This window comes from Mucilaginibacter sp. (assembly GCF_036568825.1).
Lineage (GTDB): Bacteria > Bacteroidota > Bacteroidia > Sphingobacteriales > Sphingobacteriaceae > Mucilaginibacter.
In genome coordinates this window covers 17,118-43,561 of sequence record NZ_DATCRU010000097.1, presented here as the reverse complement: position 1 = coordinate 43,561, position 26,444 = coordinate 17,118, and the positions used below count along the sequence as shown (strand labels likewise).

The 26,444-nt window shown below is 41.3% G+C and carries 23 protein-coding genes; 14 read left to right on the top strand and 9 right to left on the bottom strand.

The features are described 5' to 3' along the window. Positions 1 to 90: 90 nt before the first annotated feature. The 4 genes from VIM89_RS21795 (at position 91) to VIM89_RS21780 (ending at position 6,068) form a co-directional block, all read left to right on the top strand. Positions 91 to 2,733 (top strand): non-ribosomal peptide synthetase, encoded by a 2,643-nt coding sequence (locus VIM89_RS21795; RefSeq protein WP_488158305.1) that lies wholly within the window; start codon positions 91 to 93, stop codon positions 2,731 to 2,733. A 60-nt stretch (positions 2,734 to 2,793) separates the two neighbouring features. Beyond that, positions 2,794 to 4,197 (top strand): aminopeptidase P family protein, encoded by a 1,404-nt coding sequence (locus VIM89_RS21790; RefSeq protein WP_488158304.1) that lies wholly within the window; start codon positions 2,794 to 2,796, stop codon positions 4,195 to 4,197. Between the two features lie 386 nt (positions 4,198 to 4,583). Continuing rightward, on the top strand, positions 4,584 to 4,826 hold the full coding sequence (locus tag VIM89_RS21785) for a hypothetical protein (protein ID WP_488158303.1): 243 nt from the start codon (positions 4,584 to 4,586) through the stop codon (positions 4,824 to 4,826). 375 nt (positions 4,827 to 5,201) lie between these two features. Further along, positions 5,202 to 6,068, top strand: a complete 867-nt coding sequence (locus VIM89_RS21780; protein WP_488158302.1) for an alpha/beta hydrolase — start codon at positions 5,202 to 5,204, stop codon at positions 6,066 to 6,068. 43 nt (positions 6,069 to 6,111) lie between these two features. On the opposite strand, the gene VIM89_RS21775 is transcribed toward VIM89_RS21780, so the two are convergent. Further along, on the bottom strand, positions 6,112 to 7,773 hold the full coding sequence (locus tag VIM89_RS21775; protein ID WP_488158301.1) for an ArnT family glycosyltransferase: 1,662 nt from the start codon (positions 7,771 to 7,773) through the stop codon (positions 6,112 to 6,114). A gap of 176 nt (positions 7,774 to 7,949) precedes the next feature. Between VIM89_RS21775 and VIM89_RS21770 the strand changes: the two genes are divergently transcribed. The 4 genes from VIM89_RS21770 to trxA all read left to right on the top strand — a co-directional run bounded on the left by VIM89_RS21770 (position 7,950) and on the right by trxA (position 10,688). Beyond that, positions 7,950 to 8,846: an MBL fold metallo-hydrolase gene (locus tag VIM89_RS21770; protein WP_488158300.1), complete on the top strand. Its 897-nt coding sequence runs from the start codon at positions 7,950 to 7,952 to the stop codon at positions 8,844 to 8,846. A 186-nt stretch (positions 8,847 to 9,032) separates the two neighbouring features. Further along, a complete protein-coding gene (locus VIM89_RS21765; RefSeq protein ID WP_488158299.1) occupies positions 9,033 to 9,899 on the top strand; it encodes an alpha/beta hydrolase in 867 nt (288 codons plus the stop codon). A gap of 60 nt (positions 9,900 to 9,959) precedes the next feature. Then, positions 9,960 to 10,346 carry a four helix bundle protein gene (locus VIM89_RS21760; RefSeq protein WP_488158298.1) on the top strand — a complete coding sequence of 129 codons (387 nt, stop codon included), beginning with the start codon at positions 9,960 to 9,962 and terminating at the stop codon, positions 10,344 to 10,346. 45 nt (positions 10,347 to 10,391) lie between these two features. Next, positions 10,392 to 10,688 (top strand): thioredoxin, encoded by a 297-nt coding sequence (trxA, locus tag VIM89_RS21755; RefSeq protein WP_488158297.1) that lies wholly within the window; start codon positions 10,392 to 10,394, stop codon positions 10,686 to 10,688. Between the two features lie 175 nt (positions 10,689 to 10,863). Here the strand turns inward: trxA and VIM89_RS21750 are convergent, their stop codons facing one another. Beyond that, a complete protein-coding gene (locus VIM89_RS21750) occupies positions 10,864 to 12,057 on the bottom strand; it encodes an acetyltransferase domain-containing protein (protein WP_488158296.1) in 1,194 nt (397 codons plus the stop codon). Between the two features lie 188 nt (positions 12,058 to 12,245). On the opposite strand from VIM89_RS21750, the gene VIM89_RS21745 reads away from it, so the two are divergent. Next, positions 12,246 to 13,112 carry a TIM barrel protein gene (locus VIM89_RS21745; RefSeq protein ID WP_488158295.1) on the top strand — a complete coding sequence of 289 codons (867 nt, stop codon included), beginning with the start codon at positions 12,246 to 12,248 and terminating at the stop codon, positions 13,110 to 13,112. Positions 13,113 to 13,169: 57 nt separating this feature from the next. Here VIM89_RS21745 and VIM89_RS21740 read toward each other — a convergent pair whose 3' ends face one another. The 3 genes from VIM89_RS21740 to VIM89_RS21730 form a co-directional block, all read right to left on the bottom strand. After that, a complete protein-coding gene (locus VIM89_RS21740) occupies positions 13,170 to 14,684 on the bottom strand; it encodes a glycoside hydrolase family 32 protein (protein ID WP_488158294.1) in 1,515 nt (504 codons plus the stop codon). 1 nt (position 14,685) lies between these two features. Further along, entirely contained in the window at positions 14,686 to 16,017 is a 1,332-nt protein-coding gene (locus tag VIM89_RS21735) for a sugar porter family MFS transporter (RefSeq protein WP_488158293.1), read from the bottom strand. A gap of 87 nt (positions 16,018 to 16,104) precedes the next feature. Beyond that, positions 16,105 to 16,398 carry a putative quinol monooxygenase gene (locus VIM89_RS21730; RefSeq protein ID WP_488158292.1) on the bottom strand — a complete coding sequence of 98 codons (294 nt, stop codon included), beginning with the start codon at positions 16,396 to 16,398 and terminating at the stop codon, positions 16,105 to 16,107. 151 nt (positions 16,399 to 16,549) lie between these two features. Between VIM89_RS21730 and VIM89_RS21725 the strand changes: the two genes are divergently transcribed. After that, entirely contained in the window at positions 16,550 to 17,065 is a 516-nt protein-coding gene (locus VIM89_RS21725) for a hypothetical protein (RefSeq protein WP_488158291.1), read from the top strand. A gap of 35 nt (positions 17,066 to 17,100) precedes the next feature. Here VIM89_RS21725 and VIM89_RS21720 read toward each other — a convergent pair whose 3' ends face one another. Then, positions 17,101 to 18,198 carry a DUF3810 domain-containing protein gene (locus tag VIM89_RS21720; protein WP_488158290.1) on the bottom strand — a complete coding sequence of 366 codons (1,098 nt, stop codon included), beginning with the start codon at positions 18,196 to 18,198 and terminating at the stop codon, positions 17,101 to 17,103. 234 nt (positions 18,199 to 18,432) lie between these two features. Further along, positions 18,433 to 18,957, bottom strand: coding sequence for a DUF2911 domain-containing protein (locus VIM89_RS21715; RefSeq protein ID WP_488158289.1), 525 nt, complete (start codon positions 18,955 to 18,957; stop codon positions 18,433 to 18,435). 385 nt (positions 18,958 to 19,342) lie between these two features. Between VIM89_RS21715 and VIM89_RS21710 the strand changes: the two genes are divergently transcribed. From VIM89_RS21710 to VIM89_RS21700, 3 genes are all read left to right on the top strand, one after another. Continuing rightward, positions 19,343 to 19,579, top strand: coding sequence for a hypothetical protein (locus VIM89_RS21710; RefSeq protein ID WP_488158288.1), 237 nt, complete (start codon positions 19,343 to 19,345; stop codon positions 19,577 to 19,579). A gap of 363 nt (positions 19,580 to 19,942) precedes the next feature. Beyond that, positions 19,943 to 20,359: a response regulator gene (locus VIM89_RS21705; RefSeq protein ID WP_488158287.1), complete on the top strand. Its 417-nt coding sequence runs from the start codon at positions 19,943 to 19,945 to the stop codon at positions 20,357 to 20,359. Between the two features lie 161 nt (positions 20,360 to 20,520). Beyond that, positions 20,521 to 22,173 carry an ArnT family glycosyltransferase gene (locus tag VIM89_RS21700; protein WP_488158286.1) on the top strand — a complete coding sequence of 551 codons (1,653 nt, stop codon included), beginning with the start codon at positions 20,521 to 20,523 and terminating at the stop codon, positions 22,171 to 22,173. Here the strand turns inward: VIM89_RS21700 and VIM89_RS21695 are convergent, their stop codons facing one another. Further along, entirely contained in the window at positions 22,174 to 22,839 is a 666-nt protein-coding gene (locus VIM89_RS21695) for a cytochrome b/b6 domain-containing protein (RefSeq protein ID WP_488158285.1), read from the bottom strand. 175 nt (positions 22,840 to 23,014) lie between these two features. On the opposite strand from VIM89_RS21695, the gene VIM89_RS21690 reads away from it, so the two are divergent. Continuing rightward, positions 23,015 to 23,782, top strand: coding sequence for a hypothetical protein (locus VIM89_RS21690; RefSeq protein ID WP_488158284.1), 768 nt, complete (start codon positions 23,015 to 23,017; stop codon positions 23,780 to 23,782). Here VIM89_RS21690 and VIM89_RS21685 read toward each other — a convergent pair whose 3' ends face one another. Then, positions 23,783 to 26,245 carry a TonB-dependent receptor plug domain-containing protein gene (locus tag VIM89_RS21685; protein ID WP_488158283.1) on the bottom strand — a complete coding sequence of 821 codons (2,463 nt, stop codon included), beginning with the start codon at positions 26,243 to 26,245 and terminating at the stop codon, positions 23,783 to 23,785. Between the last annotated feature and the right edge of the window lie 199 nt (positions 26,246 to 26,444).

The window sequence follows — 26,444 nt, the reverse complement described above, 5'->3', positions numbered from 1 at the left end:
ACCGATATTTGATTGATTACAACCAATTTATCAATTTTTTCGTAAGCATGTCAAATATAAACGTAAACCTAAAATACTTATATGTGTTAAATGCATATTAGAAATAACGGTTATAAAAAACAAAACATGCCGAACCCAACTTTATCAGATAAATTGACCAGGGAGAACCTTACTAAAACAGAGGAAATTCAATTGTTTGATGATTTTAATGATACCTTCTTTGATTACCCCAGGGACAAGAGCCTTGTGGCTCTTTTTTATGAGCAGGCAGAAAAGACCCCGGATAACATTGCTCTTATCTTTGAACATAAAGAATTTACCTATTCTGAGCTGAATGCAATAAGCAATCAATTTGCAGATTACCTCGTGCAGACTTACAACATCCAGCCTGATGAATTAGTGGGTATGATGCTGAACCGCAGCGATTGGATGATCATTGCGATACTAGGAATCATAAAAGCAGGCGGTGCTTACGTGCCGATCGACCCGGATTACCCGGAAGATCGTATCAATTATATCAAAGAGGACAGCGCATGCAAGGTTCTTGTTGACGACCATGAACTGGACCGTTTTAAATTATCGTTAGCCGAATACAGCACTGAGAATATAAAAAATGATTTAAAGTCATCAAACCTGATATATTGTATTTACACATCAGGTTCAACAGGAAAACCTAAAGGTGTATTGGTTGAACACCGGAATGTTGTCAACCTGCTTTGGTGGCAGAAAGAAAAGGTTTATAAAATGACCCCGGATGAACGGGTACTGCAATTTTCGACCATCACCTTTGATCCCTCAGCCGAACAAATATTCATTGCGTTTTTAACGGGCGCAGGATTGGTAGTCATCAATAAATTTACCCTGCTGGATGTAAAGGCCCTTGAAAAATATATTATAGCAAAAAAGGTAACACACGTTCACGCGGTACCTACCTACCTGGCCGAATTATCCATCGAAGATATGAGCGGCGTGAAACGTGTTATAACAGGAGGAGAAAGCTGTCTGCCTGCGCTTGCCGCAAAATGGAATAGCCACTGTACTTTTATCAATGAATATGGCCCAACCGAGACCACCATTACATCAGTTGAATATGTATTTGAAAGAAGCGGCAATCCGTATCCATTTATTCCGATAGGACGTCCTACAGCAAATACCCAGATACATATTTTTGATGAGAATAAGCAGCCGGTGCCTTTTGGTGAGGTCGGTGAGATCTATATAGGTGGCGACGGTGTTACCAGGGGATACCTGAACCGCCCTGAACTTACCAGTGAAAGATTTATAGAAAACCCGCATAAGCCGGGAGACAGAATATACCGGACAGGCGATATGGGCCGCTGGCTGGCTGACGGCAATATTGAATATCTTGGCCGCATTGACGACCAGGTAAAAATACGGGGATACCGAATTGAACTGGATGAGATATCAGCCATTTTAGAACAACATCCGGACGTAACAGCAGCAGTAGTTGTAGCCCGTGTAATCAGCGGTGACGATAAAGAACTGGTCGCATATACAACCGGTCCTGCCGCGCCTGCAGAATTGAATGCACATTTAAAATCGCAGGTGCCGTCATATATGGTGCCCGGATATTATGTCAACATGGAAACATTGCCATTAACCAGCAATGGAAAAGTTGACAAAAAAAATCTTCCGATACCTGCGGAGCGCTATCACGAAAAACGGACAGATTTTGCAGAAGCAACTACCGAATTAGAAAAAACACTGGTTGCCATATGGCAAAAGCTACTTTATATCGAACAAATAGGTATTGATGATAATTTCTTCGACCTTGGGGGGACTTCATTGGCGGCTGTCAGAACGATAGGGCAAATTAATTCGGAAGCAGGTACTAACTTAAATCTGACCATATTATATCAGCTTCCTACCATAAGGCAGCTGTCCCAAAAAATTGAAACGAATAATATACTCGATGTTAATCCAATCATCCTGTTAAAAGAAGGTACCGGTTCTCCACTGTTTATATTCCCGCCGTGGAGCAGTTACCCTACCATATTCAATGAATTTGTAAGTAGCTATAAGGCGGATAATCCTTTATATGGCATAATTTATACGGAAGACCATGAGGATTTTCCATATAAAAGCGTGCAGGAATATGTGAAATTTATTATTGAGCATATCAAAAAACTGCATCCGCACGGCCCTTATAATTTGGTAGGATACAGCCTCGGTGCCCGGACGATATTTGAAGTAGCTGTACAATTGCAACAGGGCGGCGATAAAGTGGATATGCTGGCCGCCATAAGTCACTTCCCGGCATATCCTTCAAAACGATTGTTCCTGAGCAGAAGGATACTGGATGAGATCAGGGTGTTCCAGGAAATAAACACCCGATTAAAATTCAAATACCTGCACCTGAGATTGCCTTATTTTATAAAACTGCTTTTAAAGGGCAAACAGAACGCGCCTGAGATAGTGCTTGAAGTAGAAACGCAAAACCACATCTATGAGATACATGACTCATACGAGACAAATCAAAAATACTGTGGTGAGCTGCTGTTGATCTACGAGCCCAGCCCTGATGGTGATGAATCTGAATTTCAGAAAGTACAGGTATACCGCAACTCGATATTCAGAAAGTTGTGGAGTAAGTATATTGATGGGAACATCGTCGAAAAGATCGTTGAAACCAAGCATATCGATTTCTTCAAGCAGCCGGTAGTTAAAGAAGTGACCGGTATCCTGGAATCCTATCTGAACGATAAGAAATAAGTCTGTCTATCCTGACAATTAAAATATATCCGTCTATCCAAAGATGGATATATTTGCTGCATGGAACTTCATCTTTTTGATAAACAGGTTTACACCGACCGCCGACAAGTTTTAAAGCAGAATATAGGAAACGATGGCCTCATCCTTTTATTAGGAAACGAGGACAGCAGCATGAATTATAAGGACAATTGCTACCCCTTCAGACAGGACAGCAGCTTTCTTTATTATTTTGGTTTGGATGTACCTTCTTTAGCAGGAATCATAGATACAGAGACGGGAGATGAAGTGATCTTCGGCAACGAGTTGACTATTGATGATATTGTATGGACCGGCACCTTACCTACCGTTAGCGAAATGGCGGGCATGGTTGGCGTTTCTCAAACCAAACCCTACGATCAGATTATTCATTATGTGCACAAGGCGCTGATCGCAGGCAGAAAAGTACATATTCTTCGACCTTATCGCCCAGAAAATAAAATAAAGTTGGCCGAATGGTTCAATAGCAGTTTGGATGATGTAAGGGATTATATTTCTGTAAAACTAACCAAAGCAGTTATATCACAACGCGTAATAAAAACCCCTCTGGAAATTGCCGAGATGGAAAAAGCCGTTTCCATCAGTGTAGATATGATGCTGAGTGTGATCAAACATACCCGCCCAGGGATGAAAGAATACGAACTGGTAGCTAAAGCGCATGAAACGGCTATTGCCAATAACTCGCGTTTAGGCTATCCGGCTATTATTACTACCCACGGGCAGACCCTGCATACACATTACTATGGCAATACTTTGCAGGAAGGGCGCATGGTATTAAGCGATATCGGCGCCGAAAACGAAATGCATTATGGCGGCGATCTTACCCGTACTTTCCCGGTAGGTAAAAGCTTCACCAATCGACAAAAAGAATTGTATGAAATCGTATTGAATTCGATGGATCATGCGATTAGCATGCTTAAACCCGGAGTAAGATATAAAGACATCCATTTGGCTGCCTGCCAGAAATTAGCAGAAGGCCTGAAACAAGTAAACCTGATGAAAGGCGATCCGGCAGAGGCTGTGGAAGCAGGCGCACATGCCATGTTCTTCCAATGCGGATTGGGCCATATGCTGGGCATGGATACGCATGATATGGAGGATTTGGGCGAACCCTTGGTAGGCTATACCGACACGCTGAAAAAAGAAACGCAGTTATTCGGATTAAAATCTTTGCGACTTGGGCGTGAGCTGGAAGCAGGCTTTGTGTTGACTGTCGAGCCAGGCATCTACATCATTCCCGAACTTATAGACCGCTGGCAGGCTGAAAAGAAATTTGCCGATTTCATCAATTACGATGTGCTGGATACTTACCGTGATTTTGGTGGTATACGTATTGAGGATAATTTTCTGATCACCGATACCGGGTATCATTTATTAGGAAAATATCTGCCTAAATCGTTAAAAGAAATTGAGGATTTGAAAAATTAAATCCGGAACTTACTCACTCTGTGAACTTTGCGATTTTCTCCGTGTCCTCTGTGGTTAAATTTACCACAGAGGACGCGGAGTTTTGCACTGGGAGCACGAAGATAAGCTGATTAAAATGCCTTTATGCATATTTCTTACACCTTTAAGAAATGTCAACTTAACAGAAAATAATTGCAAATCCGATACACTTTGCTAATAATTAAAAAACACTGCCTTCCGGTCTAAAATATGACGTAACAGTTACACTAAGGCGCTTCTTAAAAAAATTATTTAACTTTTTTTTACCAAAAATGTGAACTTTTATTACACTATATCGTATAACTATTCGTTAAATTTGTATTCTTAACACACACTACCTAATTCATAAAACAAGAAAGGGGCGTATTATGATACAGAGAGCAGCATTTTACCCTGAGCGTCAGTTCCATTTATTAATTAATTTTAAAGATGATGAGCGCAGTTTGGCAGTGTTACCGGATGAAACCGGCAAATTCTTAGTAGTTGATCAGGGTAAAGTACTCGGTCAGCTCGGATTTGACAAACAACTGAACTGTGTATCGTGCGACTGTGAGCTTGACGACATGATCCTTAGCCAATTGCACAAAGGGATCAAAAATCACTATTCGTAACCGGCGGCGGTAGCTAAAAAAGACATTTTAGGGCATCAGCATTATCAACAAATAATGCTGATGCTTTTTTTATGCGGTGTTGGATGAGGCTCGTTTTAAATAAACGCATTATCCGCTGCGGCATTCTGTTACTTTGTTGTGTGTAGATGCAGGTTAATTTGGTCCAGGTTTGACAATGTTTTGCTGTAACCAGAAGGCCAGACAGCGGAGTAATGCGTTAGATGGCTGGGTAATTAAAAACTATCAACTCTCAATATTTGTCATTACGTAAGCCGATTACCATTCGCTACAGTAGTAGTAAAAAAATTATTACACCTTTTGATAGCTATGTTTTAATATTAATTTTATGCATCGCCCATTATAAAACCTGCATGCATGAAAACAACCTTACCGGCTATTTTAGCTTTACTTCTGTTTACTTCAATTAATCTATTTGCCCAAACGGGCAAAGTTTATGATAACCTCAGCCTTCCAAGTAAGATACTGAAAGGTGAGCGCAAATACGCAGTTTACCTGCCACCTGATTATGAAACTTCTGAAAGAAGCTATCCTGTACTTTATCTGTTACATGGCTCCGGTGATGACCAGACCGGCTGGGTTCAATTTGGAGAAGTATTGCATATTGCTGATAAAGCGATTAACGAGGGCAAGGCTACGCCAATGATCATCATTATGCCGGATGCAAATACCGGGCGTCGTGGGTACTTTAATGATCCGCGTGGTGACTGGAATTATGAGGATTTCTTCTTTAAGGAATTAGTGCCGTTTGTAGAAAAGAAATTCCGCATCAAAAGTGATAAACATTACCGTGCCATAGCAGGCTTGTCTATGGGTGGTGGCGGAAGTTTTGTTTATGCTTTGCATCATCCTGAACTATTTTCATCAGCTTGTCCGTTGAGTGCATCAACCGGTCCGCTTACGGTAGATGATGCTAAGAAGCAATTGGTAAAGCTCGATCCCAATATTGCCGACTCAACTGTTACCAATTATTACAACCGTCACAGCGTATTGGCGCTGGTTAACAATGTTCCCGACGATCAGAAAAAAGCAATTCGCTGGTATATTGATGATGGCGACGATGATTTCCTGTATGAAGGTAATTGCCTGGTGCATATTGCTATGCGTAAGAAGGAAATACCGCATGAATTCCGTGTTCGTGACGGCGGGCATACCTGGACCTATTGGAGGGAATCGTTACCGGAAGTGCTGGCGTTTGTGTCGCAAGGGTTTCATCAGTATTAACGAGTCAGATTTACGAAGTTTCAAAAACTTCGTAAATCTCATATCACCTCACGATCACCAGCTCGCTATAAGTAAGCTCTTTACTACGTGTATTTTTATTCAAAAAAGCAGGCTTAAGGCGCGATATCCAATAACGTTCAAAAGTTTTTATATGCTGCATTTGCCAGCCTTTGGCTTTTAAGCCATTAATGATATCGGTTTGAGCAAATAGCAAATAGGGCTTTTGCGGCTGTGCACCAGTTCCATCGGGATTAATGCTGGTTAATGGCTGATTAAGATAGAACTCCATTGCAAAAGGCACATCGCCGCTTTGCACCACCGGTAATTTACCGGGGTTATTTTGATTAACATAAAAAGCCGCCTGGGTAAGTGCCTGGTAATGCAGCAATGACGGGTAAAATGCCAGGTTCAAATAAAAGTTCACAAAAAACGAGACCAGTAAAGTTTGGCAGCCTAACCGCCAGAATGCTTTAGAGCTGATCTTCGCCGGTAGTGTGAACCAGGCAATAAGTACTAATAAAAGTATAATTCCAATTAATACATTAAATGCTTCGGGTTTGAAAAAATAGTTCAATGCCACAACCAGAACAAATAACAAGCCTGCAACAACAAGTTGAGTTATCCGTACTGCGCGAATACTCTTCTCTGCACTTAAACGATACAGATATTGCGCTGTAATAATGGCAAAAAACGGAAATACAATATTCAGATAATGCGGCAATTGAAATTTAGATGCCGAAAACACCAGGAAAGTAAGTAATGAGCCACAGATGCAATACCACTCTTCATTTTGTACATTTTTAATTCCTTTCCTGATAAACTGAAATACCGCGGCAAACAATAAAAGCGACCACGGCAAAAATGCCCATAAGGTGGTATGAATAAAAAATGAGGGGTCGCCACTACCCTTAATTGGTCCCGTATTAAAAAAGCGCCCGAACTGGCTATCCCAGTAAAAGAAACGGATACCTGAAACTCCGGTATGTCCGAATACGATCTTTTCGGGGTGCAGGTCGAATTGCTCATACAGGCAATATAATTCTGGCAGCGTAAACAACATGGTCAGCACAATCGCCACCAGTGAGCGCCAATGAAAAAGTTGTTTCCATTGTTTGGTAATGATTAGATGTCCGGCAATGGCCCCTCCTATCGGGATTAGGGCGAACATCCCTTTAGTCATTATAGAGCATGCGGCAAAAACACATCCGGCCAATAGATGCCAGAAATTATTTTGATTGTAAGCTTTATAAAAATGATAAACCGAGGCAATTACCAACCCGGTTAGGTAAGGCTCTGCACGGACGTCGTAATTTGAAATAACAATATGTTGGGCAGTCAGCAATATCAATGCGGACCATAAAGCTACTTCTTTATTGTACAGGCTTTTGGCAAACAGGTAGGTATACCATACACCCATCATCATAAAAAGTATCCCCGGTAGTTTATAGGCCCAGGTGGTAAAGCCAAACAAGTTGAATGAAAGGGCAGTCACCCAAAAAGGGAAATGGGGCTTATCCAGCCAGTCGGTGCCTTGTGCGTATAGGTTAATGTAATCGTGCCTGAGCACCATCGTCTTGGCTATGGTTGCATACAACGTACCATCGGGACCGATGATGGTAACAAACAATCCGCTGAAATTCACAAAAACGGCTATAGCGATCAGGATGTATAGCCATTTATAGTTTGTTACGGTTTGTTCGTTCATTTTAAAGTCTGAAGAAAGCGCTAAAGATAAACAGATTTTGCATGTGGTGTATTATTTTGGCGTAGAGACGCAATGCATTGCGTCTCTCTATACACTAGGCAATCTTTCTGAATTTTTACAGGTAATCTGGTATTGAGTATCTAAATTTCCTTAACTTCAAATCAAAATCGTCAACCATGCAACGTCGTAGTTTTTTATTAAATACTGCCGTAGCGGCAGGTGCATTTACCCTGTTCGGTAAAAGAAGTTTTGCTTCATCAATTTTTGATGATCCTGTGCAATTTAAACTGCTACGGGGCAATGTGGGCATGTATGCTGAAAAGGGCGGCACTATTGCCTGGCTAAGTAACAAGGAGGGTATTGCAGTAGTTGATGCCGAATTCCCCGAGCAAGCCACTCACCTGATAGCCAAACTGAAAGAGCAATCGGACAAGCCTTTTCAATGGCTCATCAATACACACCATCACGGCGACCATACAAGCGGTAATATTTCATTCAAAGGCATTGTAAAAAATGTGGCGGCACATGCTAATTCACTCACTAATCAGAAAAATTCTGCTGTGGTCCAAAAAACTGAAGACAAACAATTATACCCTGATATCACTTACACCGATTCGTGGAAGATTAAAGTGGGCGACGAAAGCATCCGGGCTTATTACTTCGGTCCGGGCCACACCAATGGCGATAGCATGATCCACTTTGAACATGCCAACGTAGTGCACATGGGAGACCTGATGTTTAACCGCCGTTATCCTTTTATTGATCGCAGTGCAGGGGCTTCCGTTAAAAACTGGCCCGTAACGCTTGAACAGGCGCAAAAAACATTCAGTAAGGACACCATTTTCGTCTTTGGCCATGCTTATGACCCACTGAAAGTGACCGGCACTATGGAAGACTTAAAAGCCATGCAAAACTTTATGGAGAAACTGGCTGATTTTGTCCAAACCAGCATCAAAGCCGGAAAAAGTAAGGATGAAATATTGCAGGCTAAATCTATCCTCGGTGTAACCGACTGGCAAGGCGATGGCATAGAGCGTGGATTAACGGCAGCTTACGAGGAGTTTAGTGCATAACACTAAAAACCCTGTCATTCCGATTGGATAAAAGCATTTTTGATCCTGAGAGGATTGGGAAATAGTTACAAAACGGGTGTCACACTGAGCATAGTCGAAGTGTGGTGCGTAGAGGCCTTTACCCACCATACTTCGAGTGCCTCAGCATGACACCCGGTTATAAATTTGGTTCATTAAATAAATAATATGCTCAAAAAACTCACACTTATTATTTGCCTGCTGCCCTTACTGGCATCGGCACAAACCAAGCAATTTGTAATCCCCCTTTGGGAAAAAGGCGCTCCTGGTTTTGAAAAGTTGAAGGATATACCTGAACAGGCAAAGGATTATTGGGTGAAAACCATCAACAACCCTACCCTTACGGTTTTCCTGCCGCCGAAGGATAAAGCAACGGGTTCGGCAATAGTGGTCTGTCCCGGAGGAGGGCACAGGTTGTTGGTTTTTACTGCCGAAGGTATTGAGCCTGCCAAATTCCTGAGTGATATAGGTGTGGCCGTATTTGTTCTGAAGTATCGCCTGGGCCGTGACACCACCACACCATCTTATAAAATTGATGTTCAGGGTAAAGAAGACGGCTGCCGCGCTATGCGACTGGTACGAAGCCGTGCCGCCGAATTTGGGATCGACCCCAATAAAATCGGTTTGATGGGCTTCTCGGCAGGTGGTGAAATAGTAGATATGGTAACTTTTGAGCCGGATGCCCCTCATCGTGACGCGATTGATAATGCAAGTGCAAAACCAAACTTTATAGTTCAAATCTATCCCGGCCCGCTATCTATACCAGACGATATCCCGCAAGATTCTCCTCCTGCATTTTTGCTGGCTGCAAATGATGATGCTTGCTGTTCACCATCAGTTGTAAGATTGCTTAACGCTTACCGCAAAGCTAAAGTTCCGGTTGAAGTGCATTTGTACACAAAAGGTGACCATGGCTTTAATATGGGCAATCGATCGAGATTGAAAACAATCAATACCTGGCCTCAGCGATTAGCGGATTGGTTATCTGATAATGGATATCTAAAGTCAACGGATCGCCCTATGGAGGTCAAATAACTTCATTGGAGAGTTGTAAGGTTGAAAAGTTGTAAAGTTGATTGCTATATTGACGATTAAATGGCTAAAATAAAACAGTTTGAAGAACTTGAAATTTGGAAAATAGCGGTAGAGATTGCAGTTGAGGTTTATTTACTTTGTGACACCGAGCCTTTGAAATCAGATTGGGGGATGAAAGATCAGATCCGGCGTGCAGCGTGTTCAATGTCAGACAATATCGCAGAAGGTTTTGAATATAATAACAATGCAGATTTTGTGAGATTTTTGAATTATGCAAAAGGCTCGTCAGGTGAATTTAGAAATAAGCTCACAATACTCAACAAGGCATGCAAAATTGACAATGAAATATTTCAAAATCTTTACCAGAGAAGTATAGACTTTTCTGGCAAAACCAAGAGCCTGATCGATTATTTAAAAAAATTCGAGGCGGACAAAAAGAAAAAATAACTTTTCAACTTTCCAACCTTACAACTTTTCAACTGTTATAAAAAAATGGCAAATTTCCAGGAAATAATAAATGCCGAGACACCGGTACTGATCGATTTTTCGGCTGAATGGTGCGGACCATGTAAAATGATGCCGCCTATATTGAAAGAAGTAAAAGAGACTTTAGGTGATAAGCTCACTATCATCAAAATAGATATCGACAAAAATCCCGCTGCTGCGCAAGCCTATCGCATAAGCAGTGTGCCTACACTGATGATCTTTAAAAAAGGCGAAACCAAATGGCGTCAAAGCGGTGTGGTGCAGGCCGCGCAGTTAAAGCAGATAGCAGAACAGTTTATATAATTCCTCATCCGACTATCATGTCATTTCGACGAATGAGGCAGGATTAAGCGTTGGCGTGAGGAGAAATCTTATACAAGCGACTGGCAGACTTTGCAAGAAGTATAAGATTTCTCTTCGCCCTACTCCACTACCTCCACCGCTCACCGAAATGACATGATTTTTTAAGAATTCTTGTTTACAAATAACTCAGCCACCACTGATCATGCGTTTTCTTGTATTTGCTGAACCACCTGCATGGGAAATAGAGGATTGTGATTATAATGATCCATATCAGGTATACGCCTAACAAAGTTGTGCCAAATCCTTTTGGCTGAAAGAAAGGACCCTGTGTATTAATAATATCTTTAGTGCCATACCCCGATGCAAAGAAAACGATGACCGTAGAAAGCCTGACCAGATACCAGTGGCACACATAGTAGAAGAACGGCACATTCCCAAATACGATCATGAAGTTGGTGACCTTGCTTTTTATATTTTCTGTCACGGATAACACAACCAATGCCGTGCCTAATGTCATGCAGAGATAGAGTAAGGAACAGGGGTATTTTGTCACGTTGAAGAAAGAGATGATACTGAGCGATACTGTTTTTTGCGGTGCCCATGGGTTCGGATCTCCATAAATATTAAAATACCGGAACACCAGGAAAAACAAGAGCGCTCCCAGACCCCAGTATAACAATATTTTTCTCCTCTTAACCCCATCAAAAGTCTTTTTATACAACTGCCCAAAGCCATAACCGATAAACATGACGCCAGCCCAGGGTAAAAGCGCATAAGCTACCAGCATTCCCCTGTTCGGCCCGAATGGAACGAAGGCACCAAATCCTGCACCGGAGATCAACATTTTCCCGGCTACTGAATTATTAACAAAATCTACTTTATCGATGTCAAATATGTTATGCCCCAGGAATATGATTGCACCAATAGCTACAATAATTTTGGTAGGCACTTTGAGCAATACCATTAAGCCCAGCAATATCATACTGCCACCGATAGCCCATATCACCTGTAATATAAATACATTATACAATGGATTAAGCGTAATGGCAAGCGTTATGATCGCTACCTCAACAAACAGCAGCCAAAAACCGCGTTTGATCAGGAATAGACCTAATTGATTCTCTGTTCTGCGCATACCGGCCAGGTAAGCCGAAACGCCACTCAGGAATACAAATGTGGGTGCACAAAAGTGTGTGATCCACCTGGTGAAGAATAAAATTGGCGTTGTTACTGACAAATCGGTTGGTTCAGGAGAGCCGTGATAAAAATCCCGGATGTGATCGATAGCCATAATGAGCATTACTGCACCCCTTAATATGTCGATGGATTCGATACGGTGTTTGGGCGAGGCTGTGATGGCGGCTGTCATTGTGCTGATTATTAAGGCTTAACAGAATACCCGAAGATAAAAATATTTACGATGATTTATTCGGGCTGTTAGCTTTTTTGATGATTTCCGCATATTGGCCCTGAGTTTTAAACTTATTTCAAAAAAATTAGTCATAAATGAACTATTGTGTTATTTTTACACATAGACCAATTAAACTAAATAAAACCATGATTAACAGGCGTTCATTCCTGAAAACCTCTGCCCTATTTTCGGCTGGAGTTTTAGTTGCCCCAAAATTGTTTGCGTATGATAAGAAATATATCGGGCTGCAATTATATACCGTTCGCGATGCGATGGGCAAAGACGTACCGGGCACTTTGGCTAAAGTGGCTGAGTTGGGTTATACCTCGGTTGAGGCCAGCTACAGCGATGGCAAATACTACGGTATTGAGCCAAAAGCCTTTGCTGAACTTTTGAAGAAGAATAACCTGATCATGCCGAGCAGTCATTATTTACTTGGTGAGGCTATGAAAGGCAAAGGAACCATTTTAGATGGATGGGATAAAGCAGCTGAAGACGCAGCGTCTGTTGGCCAGAAATACATGGTTTGCGCATGGCTGGCACCGTCTGAGCGCGGCAGTCTGGACCATTACAAAAAACTGGCAGAAGACTTTAACAAAGCCGGCGAAACCTGTAAAAAGAATGGCATCCAATTCTGCTACCACAACCACGATTTTGAATTTATACAGGAGAACGGAAAATATCCGTACGAGATCCTGTTAGATAATACTGATAAGAACCTGGTAAAAATGGAGATCGACCTTTACTGGCTGACCAAAGCTAACCAGGACCCTATCGCATTGATCGATAAACACCCGGGCCGCTTCCCTTTATGGCATGTGAAGGATATGGATAAAACCGCTAAAAAAATGTTCACGGAAGTAGGTAATGGTGTGATCGATTTTAAAAAGATATTTACTAAGGCTGATAAAGCCGGATTGAAATACTTCTTCGTGGAGCAGGACATTTGCCCGGGCAATCCTTTCGACAGCATTTCACAAAGCATTAGCTATATTAAAAAGAACCTCGTATAAATCTAAATTGACTAAACTGATGTGAAGCCGGGCCCTCGGGGAGCCCGGCTTGTTTGTTTATGGCCAAATGCTTTTGAGTGGCGAATAAGTCAAATCACTTATTTCAAAGCCATCTTTCGAGTTTACATCGATATTGGTATAAGGCTTTTTCGGGAAGAATATTGCTGTCATTACTGTTGAACCTTTGTCGGCAAATAACTCTACCGAAGCCACATCAACGACCAGCGTTACATCGGTGCCTGGCTCATTCGCAATACGTTTGGAAACGATGCGCTTGGCAAAGTTTTTATTGAAATCAGATATGCCCGCTTTTGTGCGATCGATATACCAATTATTTTCAGCAGCATCAAGACCAATTACCAGTTGCTCACCACCTTTATTAGAAAGAATGAGCGAGAAACTTTTTAGCTGCTTTGATGAAAACTTCAATTCGTATTGATTATCTGATCTTTTTATGAGTTTGGTTAGACTTTTATCTCCTTTTACATCGAGACTTTTCAAATCAATCGATGTCGTTTTTAAAGTATTCAATTCCTTTACAGGTTCCGAAGTAACATAATAGTTGTGATCCAGGTTAACCAGCTTTAACTCGCGCGGAACGGTGTTGGCGCTTCGCCAAACCCCGGTAGGAACAGAGGTTGCATATTCCCAGTTGCTCATCCATCCTAAAAAGATATTACGGCTACCGGTGTTATGAAAAGTTACTCCTGCGTATTCATCGGTACCAATATCGATCCATCGGGTATCGTTATTGAGCTGCTTAAACTTGCTGCCGTCAAAGTTCCCAACAAAGTATTGCGTAGCAGAACCTCCGTTCGGTCCGCCCGGATTAATGTTCACAATAAGCACCCACAATTTTTTCCCGTCACTGGCTGTAATAGGGAATAAAGCCGGACATTCCCAAACACCGCCATGTGCACCTAAATGTTCGCCGAATTCACTTTCTTTTTTCCATTCTTTCAGGTTGGGTGATGAATAGAAGGTAATCCTGTCTTTGGTCGCCAATGACATTACCCATTTCTTTTCAGGAGCATACCAAATCACATTGGGATCCCGAAAATCAGATATACCGGGATTTTTTAGTACAGGGTTATGATCGTATTTATGCCAGGTTTTGCCATCGTCGTTGCTGTATGCAATACTTTCGTTTTCGGTATCATTCTTCCCGTCCTTTTCTTTAGCCTGATCATGATGCGTAAAAATAGCAACCAACGGTGGCTGACCGTTTTTGCCTAAGCCGCTGGTGTTGTTATAATCAACTACAGCACTTCCTGAAAATATATAGCCCAAACTATCCGGATATAAAGCTACAGGCTGATTTTTCCAGTGGATCATATCTGCGCTGGTAGCATGGCCCCAATGCATCGGTCCCCAAACAGAAGCTTTGGGATAATACTGGTAAAATAAATGGTAAGTGCCTTTGTAAAACAGCAAACCGTTAGGATCATTCATCCAATGCGCAGGCGGCGAAAAGTGTATCTGCGGACGGTATTGCTCTTTGTAGGCCGGCTTCTGCGCCATTGCAGCCGTTGAAATCAGCAATCCAATCACCAAATATTTAGCCTTGTTCATATTAATGCATAGTTAGTGTACGCTCTATTTGTTCCAGTGATTTACCTTTAGTCTCAGGCATCATTCGCCAAACAAATATTAGCTGGAACACCATCATCACGGTAAAGAACATGAAAGTATGACCGCCACCCAATTTATCGGTGATATATGGGAACGAGAACGCAATGATGGTTGCCATCACCCAATGCGTAAAGCTGCCAAGGGTTTGTCCTTTTGCGCGAACCTGGTTCGGGAATATTTCCGAGATAAATACCCATATCACAGCGCCCTGAGAGAAAGCAAAGAAGGCGATATAGAACATCAGTAAATAAGTCACATAGTTACCGTTTATATTACCTGCGTAAAAGGAATAAGCTACCAATCCCAATGTGACAATCAGCCCTAATGATCCTACAAACATCAGTTTTTTACGGCCCAGGCTATCAATGAACCAAATGGCCAGCATGGTAAATGCAAGGTTGACCGCACCTACACCAGTAGTAGACAGTAATGCCGCACTTTTGCCCAAACCCGCCATTGTGAAAATGCGCGGTGCATAATAAATGATCGCATTGATACCCGACACCTGGTTAAAAAATGCAAAAAGGATAGCCAATGTTGCCGGGAACCGATAGCGTTTATTGAACAGGCTTTCAGCGTTTACATCTTTCTCCTCTTCATTCTTCGCGGCGATGATGTTTGCCATATCCTGTTCATAGCCCTCTGGGTTGATGAGTTTCAGGGTTCTCTTTGCGTCATCATATTGAGATTTATGAAGAATTAACCAACGCGGGCTTTCAGGAACAAATCGTAACAATATCAGGAAGATCAAAGAAGGAATAGCCATGATACCCAGCATATAACGCCATGGATCGGTGAACATTAGACCGATGAGATAATTAGACAAATAAGATATCAGAATACCTAAAACTATATTGAATTGGAAGAGTATAACCAATCTGCCCCTTGCCGATGCGGGTGCAATTTCAGAAATATAAATTGGCGCGATAACCGATGATGCGCCAACACCCAAACCACCGATGAAACGCAGCAGCACAAACAGATACCAGTTAGTGGCAACTGCTGTTCCAAGCGAGCCGATGAGGAAGATAAAAGCAATGATTATTAATGACTGCTTTCGGCCTATGCTATCAGCCGGGATACGCCCAAAGAATGCGCCGGTCACTGTTCCGATCAGGGCTATGGAAATGGTAAAACCATGCTGCAAATCGCTTAAGTGCCAGTAACTTTGAATAGACTGTTCGGCACCTGAAATAACTGCTGTATCAAAGCCAAACAGGAAACCGCCCAGGGCCATAATGATTGCCCAGCCAATAACTTTTCGTTGAATCATAATAAAAGGTTTATAATTGAAGCGTATCAAATATAACCTTTAAAGCCTTATATGGCGTATTTCCGGAAAATAAAAAGCCATCCCGAGTTATTTAACACCAAGAATATTCAGCTTTTCTATGATTGGTGGTTTGGCCAGCAGTTTGTCGGCATTGGCCATTAGGGCAGCAGCAATTTGCCCGTTAAGGTGAGCCTCACGGCCTTCTTCGGTTTCAAACGTATCGAAAATGCCAAATGTAGAATCGTCGATCTGCCATGCGTACCATCTCATTGTATCTGGTTCGGCGGTAGCCAAAGGTTGGGCGCTCTTTAAAAGCTCCGCCAATTCATCTTCTTTGCCGGGTTTGGCTTGCAGCCAGGCCAGTAATGCTAACTTTTCCATGGTTGAATGATTATTGTCTGTTTACAACAAAGTTTGACATGAGTAGTTGGCAAAGTGATCAAAAAAACTGTCATTTTTTACCATTCTAAGCAGATTTGTAAAACAAACCGCTTCAAATACTTATTGTATTAAAAACTTAAATTATCAAGCCATGAAATACGCATTTATTATGGGTTCCAATTCGTTTATTGTGCCCGGTAATACGCTGGTTTACACAGATCACAACATCGATTTCCTAAGGATCAATTCTATATTTCAGGACAGGCCAGCGGGACAAAATTCAACCGTACTGGATGTTGATCTTGATATAAAAGATGCCGATGGTACAGTAATTAAAATCAACAAAAATGAACCTGCTCAAGTCGGCAAAAATGATGTAGCGGTGCACAAAGATAGACTGCATATCACCAGACCAGACGGTAATACAATCATTGATATCCATCAATTAGACGAGGATTCGGCCATGGCCCTGGAACACAACATCATCGCTGAGTTGGAAGCTCTTTCGCCTAACGTGGTTATCCGCATACGCGGCAATTTTATGGTCGACGATCTGCATCTCGAGATTGACAATGAAAAGCTGTTTGTGAATGGAAACTCTTATGCCAATTCGACTCAAACGGGCAAGTTAAATCTGCAGTTCCATCATGATAGCGTGATGATTTAGCTTATAGTTGATGGTCATGGTTCATAGATAGGCCATCATTTATGAACCATGGGCTTCCGCTTATACCATCCCATCACTAACCTTACCATCTGGTTGTAGGTGTTCAATCCCTGCGGCTGATTATTGGCCTTCAGGAAATCATCATAAAAAATGCTGCTTAATACACCGAGCTTACTTTCGTAGGATAACCAGAACTGGCGCTCAGTTTTAAAGTCATTCAATACTTCGGAAGATATATTTTTACGCAATTCCTTACGGGCAAGGCTATCCTGCCGTCGCAAAGCAAACATGAGCTCCTGCACGCCTACATAATAGGCAGAGTAGCGTAATAAACGATCCTTAGACTGCGTACCGGCAATAAATCCACCAAAATTGGCCTCGTCCTCCGGGCCAAAACCCATCTGGTGCGACATCTCATGACAGGCCACAAATGGTTTGATAAAAACCGGCAAATCGTAATCCATTTGTGCCTCTGTAGTAAACGGATTGTAATATCCTGAAGTGCCCATATAGTTCATCAATGGTGTCAGTAATGACGGTTTGATGTGCGGTTTGAAAGTGTGAAAATTATCTGATGTGGATGAAAGTGAAAGGACAGCATTAACTGCTGTGTTGTATATTGTCTTATTATCTTGCTGCAGATCGGCCGATGTAACCTCTGTACGGCAATGATTAGCGCTATCGATCAACATAGCAGTAACTGACTTTAGATCGGCTGTAGTATAACCGCTGTCAGGAAGATTGAATCTTTCGGATGCTGAGGGCCGATAATAGTTCATCCCCCAAAGAAGGTAAAAGCACAATAAAAATGCCTGGATGCCGATGACCAATCCAAGAGTAAATACACCGGCTGCGTGCCATTGCTTTTTTATCAATAGCCGGATTAGCTTTATAGCTGCATAAACCAGGTAACCGATGATCAGGATATAAATGATATCCCCTACGCTAAATGGCAGTAGGTTTAATATTGGATGGAAAACAAAACAAACTGCCCGGTAAAAGCCATCAGAATAATATCGCTCTACAAAATCGGGGTAACCGGCAATAAACATCAACAGAAAAATGGCTAATGCTAATATTACAATAGTAATCAGTCTCGATCTTACAGGTTGTTTGTTAAGCCGTTTAGCCATTAAGCAAATATAGCAGATAATAAAAATTAGATCTCCGTATCAACTCACCCCGAATGCGCTACGCTGTTCGACCCTCTCTCCGCTGCGCGCAAAGAGGATAAAAAACAAAAACCCTCTTTACGAAGTAGAGAGGGTGGTCGAGCGAAGCAATGACCGGGTGAGTTTAATGATCGCTTTGCTTGAATATGTAAAAAAGCCCCTTGCGGAGCTTTCTTACATATTCCAAATTTCTAGTTATTTGATCTCAACAGGCACAGCCAGGTTTTCCCAAAGCAATACCATGCCTTTGCTGTTAATTTCAATTTTGAATCTTTCATTCATTGAGGTCGATTTCATTGGTTTAGCTGTAGTTACCAGCACATCTTTTGAAGGATCATCAGTAGTAGAGCCGTCCATGTTAATACCCCATTGACCGGTTTTTGAATTGAAGATCACCTGCCATTCTTTTTCACCTGGTTTGGTGTACAGGCTATATTTACCTGCTTTTAAAGTTTTGCCGCCAATTTTGATGTCTTTGCTGGTTTCAAATATGGTAGCTTCATTAGCACCTGTGCGCCAAACTTTGTCGTATGGTACCAAACCGCCCCAGATTTTTCTTCCTTTAACAGCAGGGCTGCTATAGTTTACTTTAATTTCTGAACCGGCAACAGTTCCCGTCGCGGTTTCAGCAGGACTTGGTTTTTGGGCAAAAACCATAGTAGATGCGAAAAAGGCTATCGCAAACAGCGAGAGCGTCTTTAATTGGAATAGTTTTCTCATAGAGTTTTCTTAATTGATTTGCTATAAAGTTATATTGAAATTTCGATTGGTGATATATGCCAAAATCACTATTACATTAAATCCCCGGCAAACAGCACTTAAATGACTTTGCAGTAACAAAACTAAATTCCGGTCAAATTGTTTATAAATTAAGTCACATTGCAATTAGGAATTGACCTTTGAAACATAAGGTTAAACAATTGTTGTGAGTTGGGCCCTTGCTAAAATAGTAAGGGCTTTGTTTTGCTATCTGCTTAAGTCTGTCTGAAAATACGCTTTATACCACAACCCACCTCTAAAACATGTCGTATTAATTAATAATTTCCCTATTAGATAATTAATTAATTTTTGCTAAATTCAGTATAAGCACTCATACCTGGTCACTTTGGATATCGATACCTTTAAATTACTTAAGTCACAAGCAATTGAGGTGTTTGGCTTTTTGCTTGTTGTTCGCGACTTTGCTTCTGCGAAAGGCTTGAGCAATGATGCAAACCGGCTGAAAGATTGCATAGAAGAAAACAAACAGATCATTTTAATAGCCAATGAACAACTATCAGAATTGGCTCAAACAAAAGACATTTACCGCTTAGGTTTATTTGACACGATTAATTCGCTGTAACACAATCAGGTGTTGTTTTAATAACAGGTTTGTTACAATTGAACCCATATAATACTACCCAAATGGCATAATCTTGGCAACTATATCCACAACAATACAGCTATGATGGGCGGCTTGGGACGGTAAATAAGGTATTTTAGCCTGTATTGGCGTTCTTTTAAGGGTTTTATTTGATAAACGGGACCTGTTTAAAATGATTGGGATATAATATTACCTGATTCTAATCCCGATTCTAAATAAAAAACAACAGTCATCAATACAGGGTAAAATGTTCCCCGATATGTGATGAATGTTGCCCTAACACGAAAAATCACTTATTTATACGAACCTTTAAACTATTTGTTGCACCCAATCTAACCTGTTATGTCAAAACTTGTAATTATCGACGACGATCCGATCCATCACAAGATCGTTCAATTTATGCTAACCAAAAACGAGTTGGCTAAAGAGACTACCTATACTTTTGATGGTAAGCTTGTGCTTGATTACCTGGAAGAAAACAGGAATAAGATTAGTGCATTACCTGATTTTATTTTCCTGGATCTGTATATGCCGGGTAACAGCGGCTGGGATTTCCTGAACGGTCTCCAAAAAATTTATACGACACTTAAGAAAGAAATCCAGGTTTATGTTGTTTCGTCTTCAATTTTCCAGATGGATATTAACCGCTCAAAAGGGTACCCTTTTGTAACAAATTATATTACCAAGCCAATGATGAAAAACGTTTTTGACGGCATCCGCGGCAGAAATTTAAGGATCACCGGTCCTCAACTCAATTAACCCAAACCAAATATCAACAATTCAAAGTTTTGAATGCCTTCCTCACCGGGAAGGCATTTTTTGTATTGGTTAGGTTACAGTTGATGTGCAATTATTATCTTAGGCATAAACAATGTACTTTTGGAAGCTGGTCAATCTATCTAACGCCAGCTGCTATCTGAATGGAAGACAGTTACAAACCTTATTTTATATTACTGTTTGTGCTGGCGCTTGTGGTTAATTTCGCAGGCATCGATCAAAGGTTTTTTACCGACGACCCGGGTTTATACGCGTCTATTTCTAAGAATCTGCTCTACCATAAAAGTTTCTTTGATCTTTTTACTTATGACCAGAACTGGCTTGATAAACCACATTTCCCATTCTGGATGGCATTACTCAGTTTTAAGCTGTTCGGAGTGTCTGAATGGGCATACCGTTTGCCTGCCCTGGTCTTCTTCCTGATCAGTTTGCGATATACCTTTTTGTTCAGCAAAAAATATCATAATGAGCAAATTGCCTGGCTTGCTATTATCATATTAGCCACCTCACAACATGTAATTATGCTGAATACTGATGTTCGGGCTGAGCCTTACCTGATGGCGTTGGTTATAGGCAGTATTTACCATATAAGCCGATTAGAAGAAGAATACAGTCGAACCGACCTAATACTAGGCGCATTGCTGACAGCTTGCGCCATTATGACCAAGGGCATATTTGTTATCGTGGCTATTTATGGTGCACTGTTGGGGCAATTGTGTTTTAACAAGGAGATCAAATCGATATTCCAGCGAAAATGGTTGTTCTTAGGTCTGCTGACTTTATTATTTACATTGCCGGAGTTCTACGCTCTTTATACACAGTTCGATCTGCATCCCGAAATAACCGTATTCAACAGGCACGGAGTATCAGGTATCCGGTGGTTTTTATGGGATAGCCAGTTTGGGCGCTTTGTCAATAACGGGCCGATCAGCCAGAAGAAATCCGGCGATATTATTTTTTACCTGCACACCCTGTTATGGGCCTTTGCCCCCTGGTGCCTTATTTTTTATTATGCAGTATTCAGAAATATCAGGAAAATAATATTTAAACGGCAGCTTGTTGAATACTATACCATCAGCGGGGGCTTATTGCTGTTGCTGTTGTTCTCATTATCACGGTTTCAACTACCCTTTTATACCAATACCATCTTCCCGCTTTTTGCCATTATTACTGCACCTTATTGCTTTAAACCTTTGAAGAAATTCGGGGAAGTGCTAAGACAGGTAAGCCTGTACCTTTATGGAATCGCATTTATCGTCCTTACTTTGGCCATTAACTATTTTGCAAAGCCCGATGGAATATTGCTCTTCATGGTCGATTGCGGTATACTTGCGATTGGTTTGTTCATTATTCTGCCCAGGATCAGAAAGCCACATTTACGGGCATTTTTCATGGCGTGCATTGCTGTGCTTTTTGCCAATTTCTACTTAAATACCATCTTCTACAATATCATGGCCGATTATAACGGGCAAATCAAAGCCGCAAGGTATATAAATAGCGATTCGTTCAACGGTTATCATCTCTATTCGCTCCGGTTTGAGAATAATATTTTCCAGTTCTATTCAAAGAGGCCTATTGATTATATTCCCTTAGACAGTTTTAAAAACTTTAATTCTCCACCTCACTCTATATTTTATGCCCGGAAGTTGTCTATCGATATTTTAAATCAGCAGCATGTGCCTTTTAAAATATTGAGCTCATTTCCCAACTATCCGCAGGAAAATATTCTGCCAAAATTTGTGAATGCTGCTACCCGTGAAACCGTGCTTGACAGCGTATACCTGATCACCAAATAACTATTCTCCGCCGTTTCCCCCGTTAATCATATCCGATACAATTCCTTTGCTATCTTTTCTTTCGGCTAAAAACACACCTGTAAGATGTACGATTATAAATGCAAGGATCAGGTACATGCAAAAGCTATGGATTTCGCGTAATGCATGAATTTTTAAAGCAGGCACATCATCTTCAAAAGCCATGCATAAACCTGTTACTGCCATTATGCCCAAAAGTGTATAAAAAGTAATGTATAAAGACTTCACCACGACATCGTGTTTTGCTTGCTTGCTGTGTTCTCCTTTAAGATGAGTGTAAGCTAACTTTAATTTCCTGATCAGTTTTTGATCGGCGCGATGGGTAAATTCTAATGTCAAACGAAAGATAAATAGTGCAATAAGTATATATCCGAAATAAGTATGTAATTCCCAAACCTTATCGCTGATCTCGTGTGCAGCACTCCGTGCTTGATCTTGTGAAACCGGCAAGTTCTTCTCAGCAAAAGATTTTTGGATCACCCCGGCATTTGTATGTCCATTGGTAATAGTGCTATTTGCCAGTACGGTCAGCAATGATCCCGAAATAACTATAGCGCTAAGCCAATGCCATAAGCGTAAACCGGGTGAATATTTTTTTCCCTGAAATGTTTTGGAAGGCTGCGGTTTTACAGGTTCAATAAGTGTCATATTAAGTTTAATTTTTGCAGGTAAAATAAAGATGGAATCTGTTGTAAAACTGTTTAAACCGGCTTATGCATGCAATTATTCAGAATTACTTCAATTTTCGGTAATAGCTTTATTACCCAAAAACAGGTGACAAGCTTCTATTAATTTTTTACGTTTGATTCTATAAAATTATACAATGCGTCTATCGATTTTACTCAGCCTTATATTATTATTACTTACAATTGTTGATGTCAAAGCGCAGGACAATTATGAGATACAGGTTTATGGCTCAGAAACAGTAGAAAAAGGCCATACTATGGTCGAGCTGCACAGCAATTATACTATTGATGGCAGTAAAACCGTTGAGGATGGCCAGTTGCCTACCAATCATGCTGTTCACGAAACGATTGAAATTACACATGGGTGGACAACCTGGTTTGAAACCGGCTTTTACATTTTCAACTCGATAGGCAGCGATGGCCGCACAGCTTATGTAGGTTCACATATCCGCCCACGCGTGGCAGCGCCAGAAAGCTGGAAATGGCCGGTAGGAGTTAGTTTATCTACAGAATTCGGGTTTCAAAAGTCAGCTTTTGATGCCAATACCTGCACCCTCGAGATACGCCCAATTATCGATAAAAAATGGGGCGGATGGTATTTTTCATTCAACCCAACTGTCGATCAAAGTTTTGCCGGGCCTGATGCACACCGGGGATTGATCTTTTCCCCCAATTTTAAGCAGAGCTATGATATTACCAAAGTGGTAGCATTGGGTATTGAGTACTATGGTTCTACAGGGCCATTCTTTCACTATGATCCGATAAAAGAGCAGGATCATCAATTATTCCTGGCAACCGATCTGAACTTTGATCCAAACTGGGAATTCAATGCCGGTTTGGGATGGGGTTTAACAAGCAACGCTGATAAAGCTATCTTTAAGGTGATATTAGGCAGACGGTTTTAATTATTCCACTTTATACCTGTATACCTGGCGGCCGATATTGCCTTTATCATCAACCCCTTCTATCACTACACGATAAGTACCCTGTCCATCGGAATTGTAATAGTCGAATGAAGCAGTACCGTCTTTGTTCGTTGTTAACTCGGGTAGCCAAAAAATGGTGCTGCGCAGGTCGGGTTTACTGCTGACTGATTTGACATCATATTTAGGTGAATAAAACTCGCGCGGGACATAAAAGCCATTTATACGGAATGTAAGGTTACCTAACGTGGTTGTATTTTTGTTGGTTCCTGTTACTTCTGAAAGCTTTCGCGAAGTAATAACCAGGACACCTGCACCGCCTTCAACACCATATATCGAAGCATTTGCGCCCTTTAATACTTCTATGGTGGAAATTGTGACAGGGTTAATATTATCAACCCCTCCCCTGCCAAAAGGCAATACCGCACCGTCGACTACGACATACATCGGGTCGGCGGCGGCTCCTGTACCCCTTAACGTATAATTGCTATTCAAATAAGGTTCACCGTCTACAAAATAAATACCGCGAAGCAAACCAGTCAGGCCAACTGATAAGGATGGTGCATTTTTAATTTGTTCACCTTTAACCACCTGGTCAGCATGTCCAGCGCCGGAAAGGTTTGATGATTCATAGCCGGCATCGGCTACCACAGCAGGCTGCGCCTTCACGTCGCTTTTTGATTTATAAGTATAGGATGTATTTTTTGCCACATTTGCATTCATTATCTGTTTGTTAACGCTGGCATAAGACGCTATTGCTTTGGCATCACCTCCTTGCAAAACAGGTTCTTGTTTTTCAGATACCGCCGGACCGGGTTTATCAGCATCAACAACAAATAGAGTTGTATTTTTTGATTTGGTTGAACCGGTAGCCTGCAACATCAGTACCGTGCTATCCGTCATCGGCGGCAGGTTTGCAAATTTGAACCGCCCGTTATTATCTGTCTTTTCACCGAGCATGCTTTTCTGATCCGCTGTTAATAACATTACGTCCATGTCTTTAACCGGAGCTCCGGCAGCTGTTTTGGCTATACCATTTACTTCAAGTTTTTTCTCAGGAGCATAAGCGAACGATGAATCCCTTTGTGCATTCAGGTTCTTCCAGTTAAAGCGACGATATCCCTGGGTAAGCATTAAAGCGTCGAGATCTGCGGAAGTTTGATCATTATTTTTGAGGAAATAATAGTTCGGCTGTTCTATATAGCCACGCAATTGCGAAGTGAGCAACAAGTAAGTTAATATAGTCGTTTCATTATTTTCATCAACGGGCACTTTGCTTTCATCTATCACCGCCACAGAAAAATGCCCGCCCGCAGCAACTCCTTTATCATTTGAAGTCACAGTAAAAGACACTTTCTCGCGCTTTCCGTAAGTATTTTTATTGCTGTTTAAAGTAAGGTCAACTAAGTCCGGATTCTTCAGGAATACAAGGCGTTCGCTCAACGGGTCACCGGTCTCAGAAAACAAGGTTACCTGTACTACCCCAGACGGGAACTGGCTATTAGGAATATCCATGCCTAACCTGCGATTGTCCAATTTGGTATTTACCGTATTGACAAATCCGCTGCCATAAATCACAATACTGATATTTTTATTCGCATTTTCCTGGAAATAGGGCCGGTTGCTGTGAATCTCGATAGAAAGTTTACCCAGCGTGTCCTTTGCCGCCAGGGCAATACCCTTACTTTGTACCGGAGGCAGGTTAAATACACTCTGAGTACCATCGGCAAAAGTTACTTTCGCTTTATATTTTTTCCCTTCTTCGGGCAAAATATAAAAAGTGCCCATCCCTAAATGCGACGAAGAAAAAGAAGCCACCTGGTTATTGGTATTATCAAGCACTACTCCTTTTACGTTTATTCCCAGTCCGTTGGTACCGATTGCTTTAAAAGCCACTTTTGATACCATGGCACTGGTTAATTCTCCTCCTTCGGGGAAAAACTGCACATCAGCCTGAGACTTGGTATCTGCGGATGGTTTATTGGCCACATCTGCATTCATTGCAGAACCAATTGTTATTGTTTTATCAAAAAAATACTCCGGTGCGTTTTGCATATAATTGGTATATGCTCTAACACGATAATTGCCCGCACTCAATGCAAAGGGTAATGGGAAATCTCCCCATCCTATGCCGTTCACTATCTGAAGCTTTATTGACCTTAATATTGTGTTACCAGGTTTTATCAGTTCAACATGCAATATGCCGCTCAGTCCCGAAAGATCAAAATGTTCCCCTAAAGTTATATAAGCCTTAAAACGCATTGTATCGCCCGCCGCATAATAAGGTTTGTCGAAATGCAGGTATACCTTTTCGATAACCCGGTTGCCTGATAAACTTTTTAACCCGGCAACTGCATTGTTGGTTACTGAATTATCATTCTGACCATAAGCCGGCAGGTTAAAAAAAACTGCGAGAAATGCACAGGCGTACAATATCTTTTCCATGGCAAAAGGGATTGATTCTTATTTAATCATTCGTCCGCTCCGGATCAAACCAATCTCAAAAATGACCCGGGCGGATGAATATGTAATTGGCTATCTAAATCTATAACTAAATTTTTAATTTTCAAAACAATTAAAAATTTAGTTGATGGAGTATACCGTTAGATTTCAGGGATATAAACTATTCTGTCAAAATTACTTT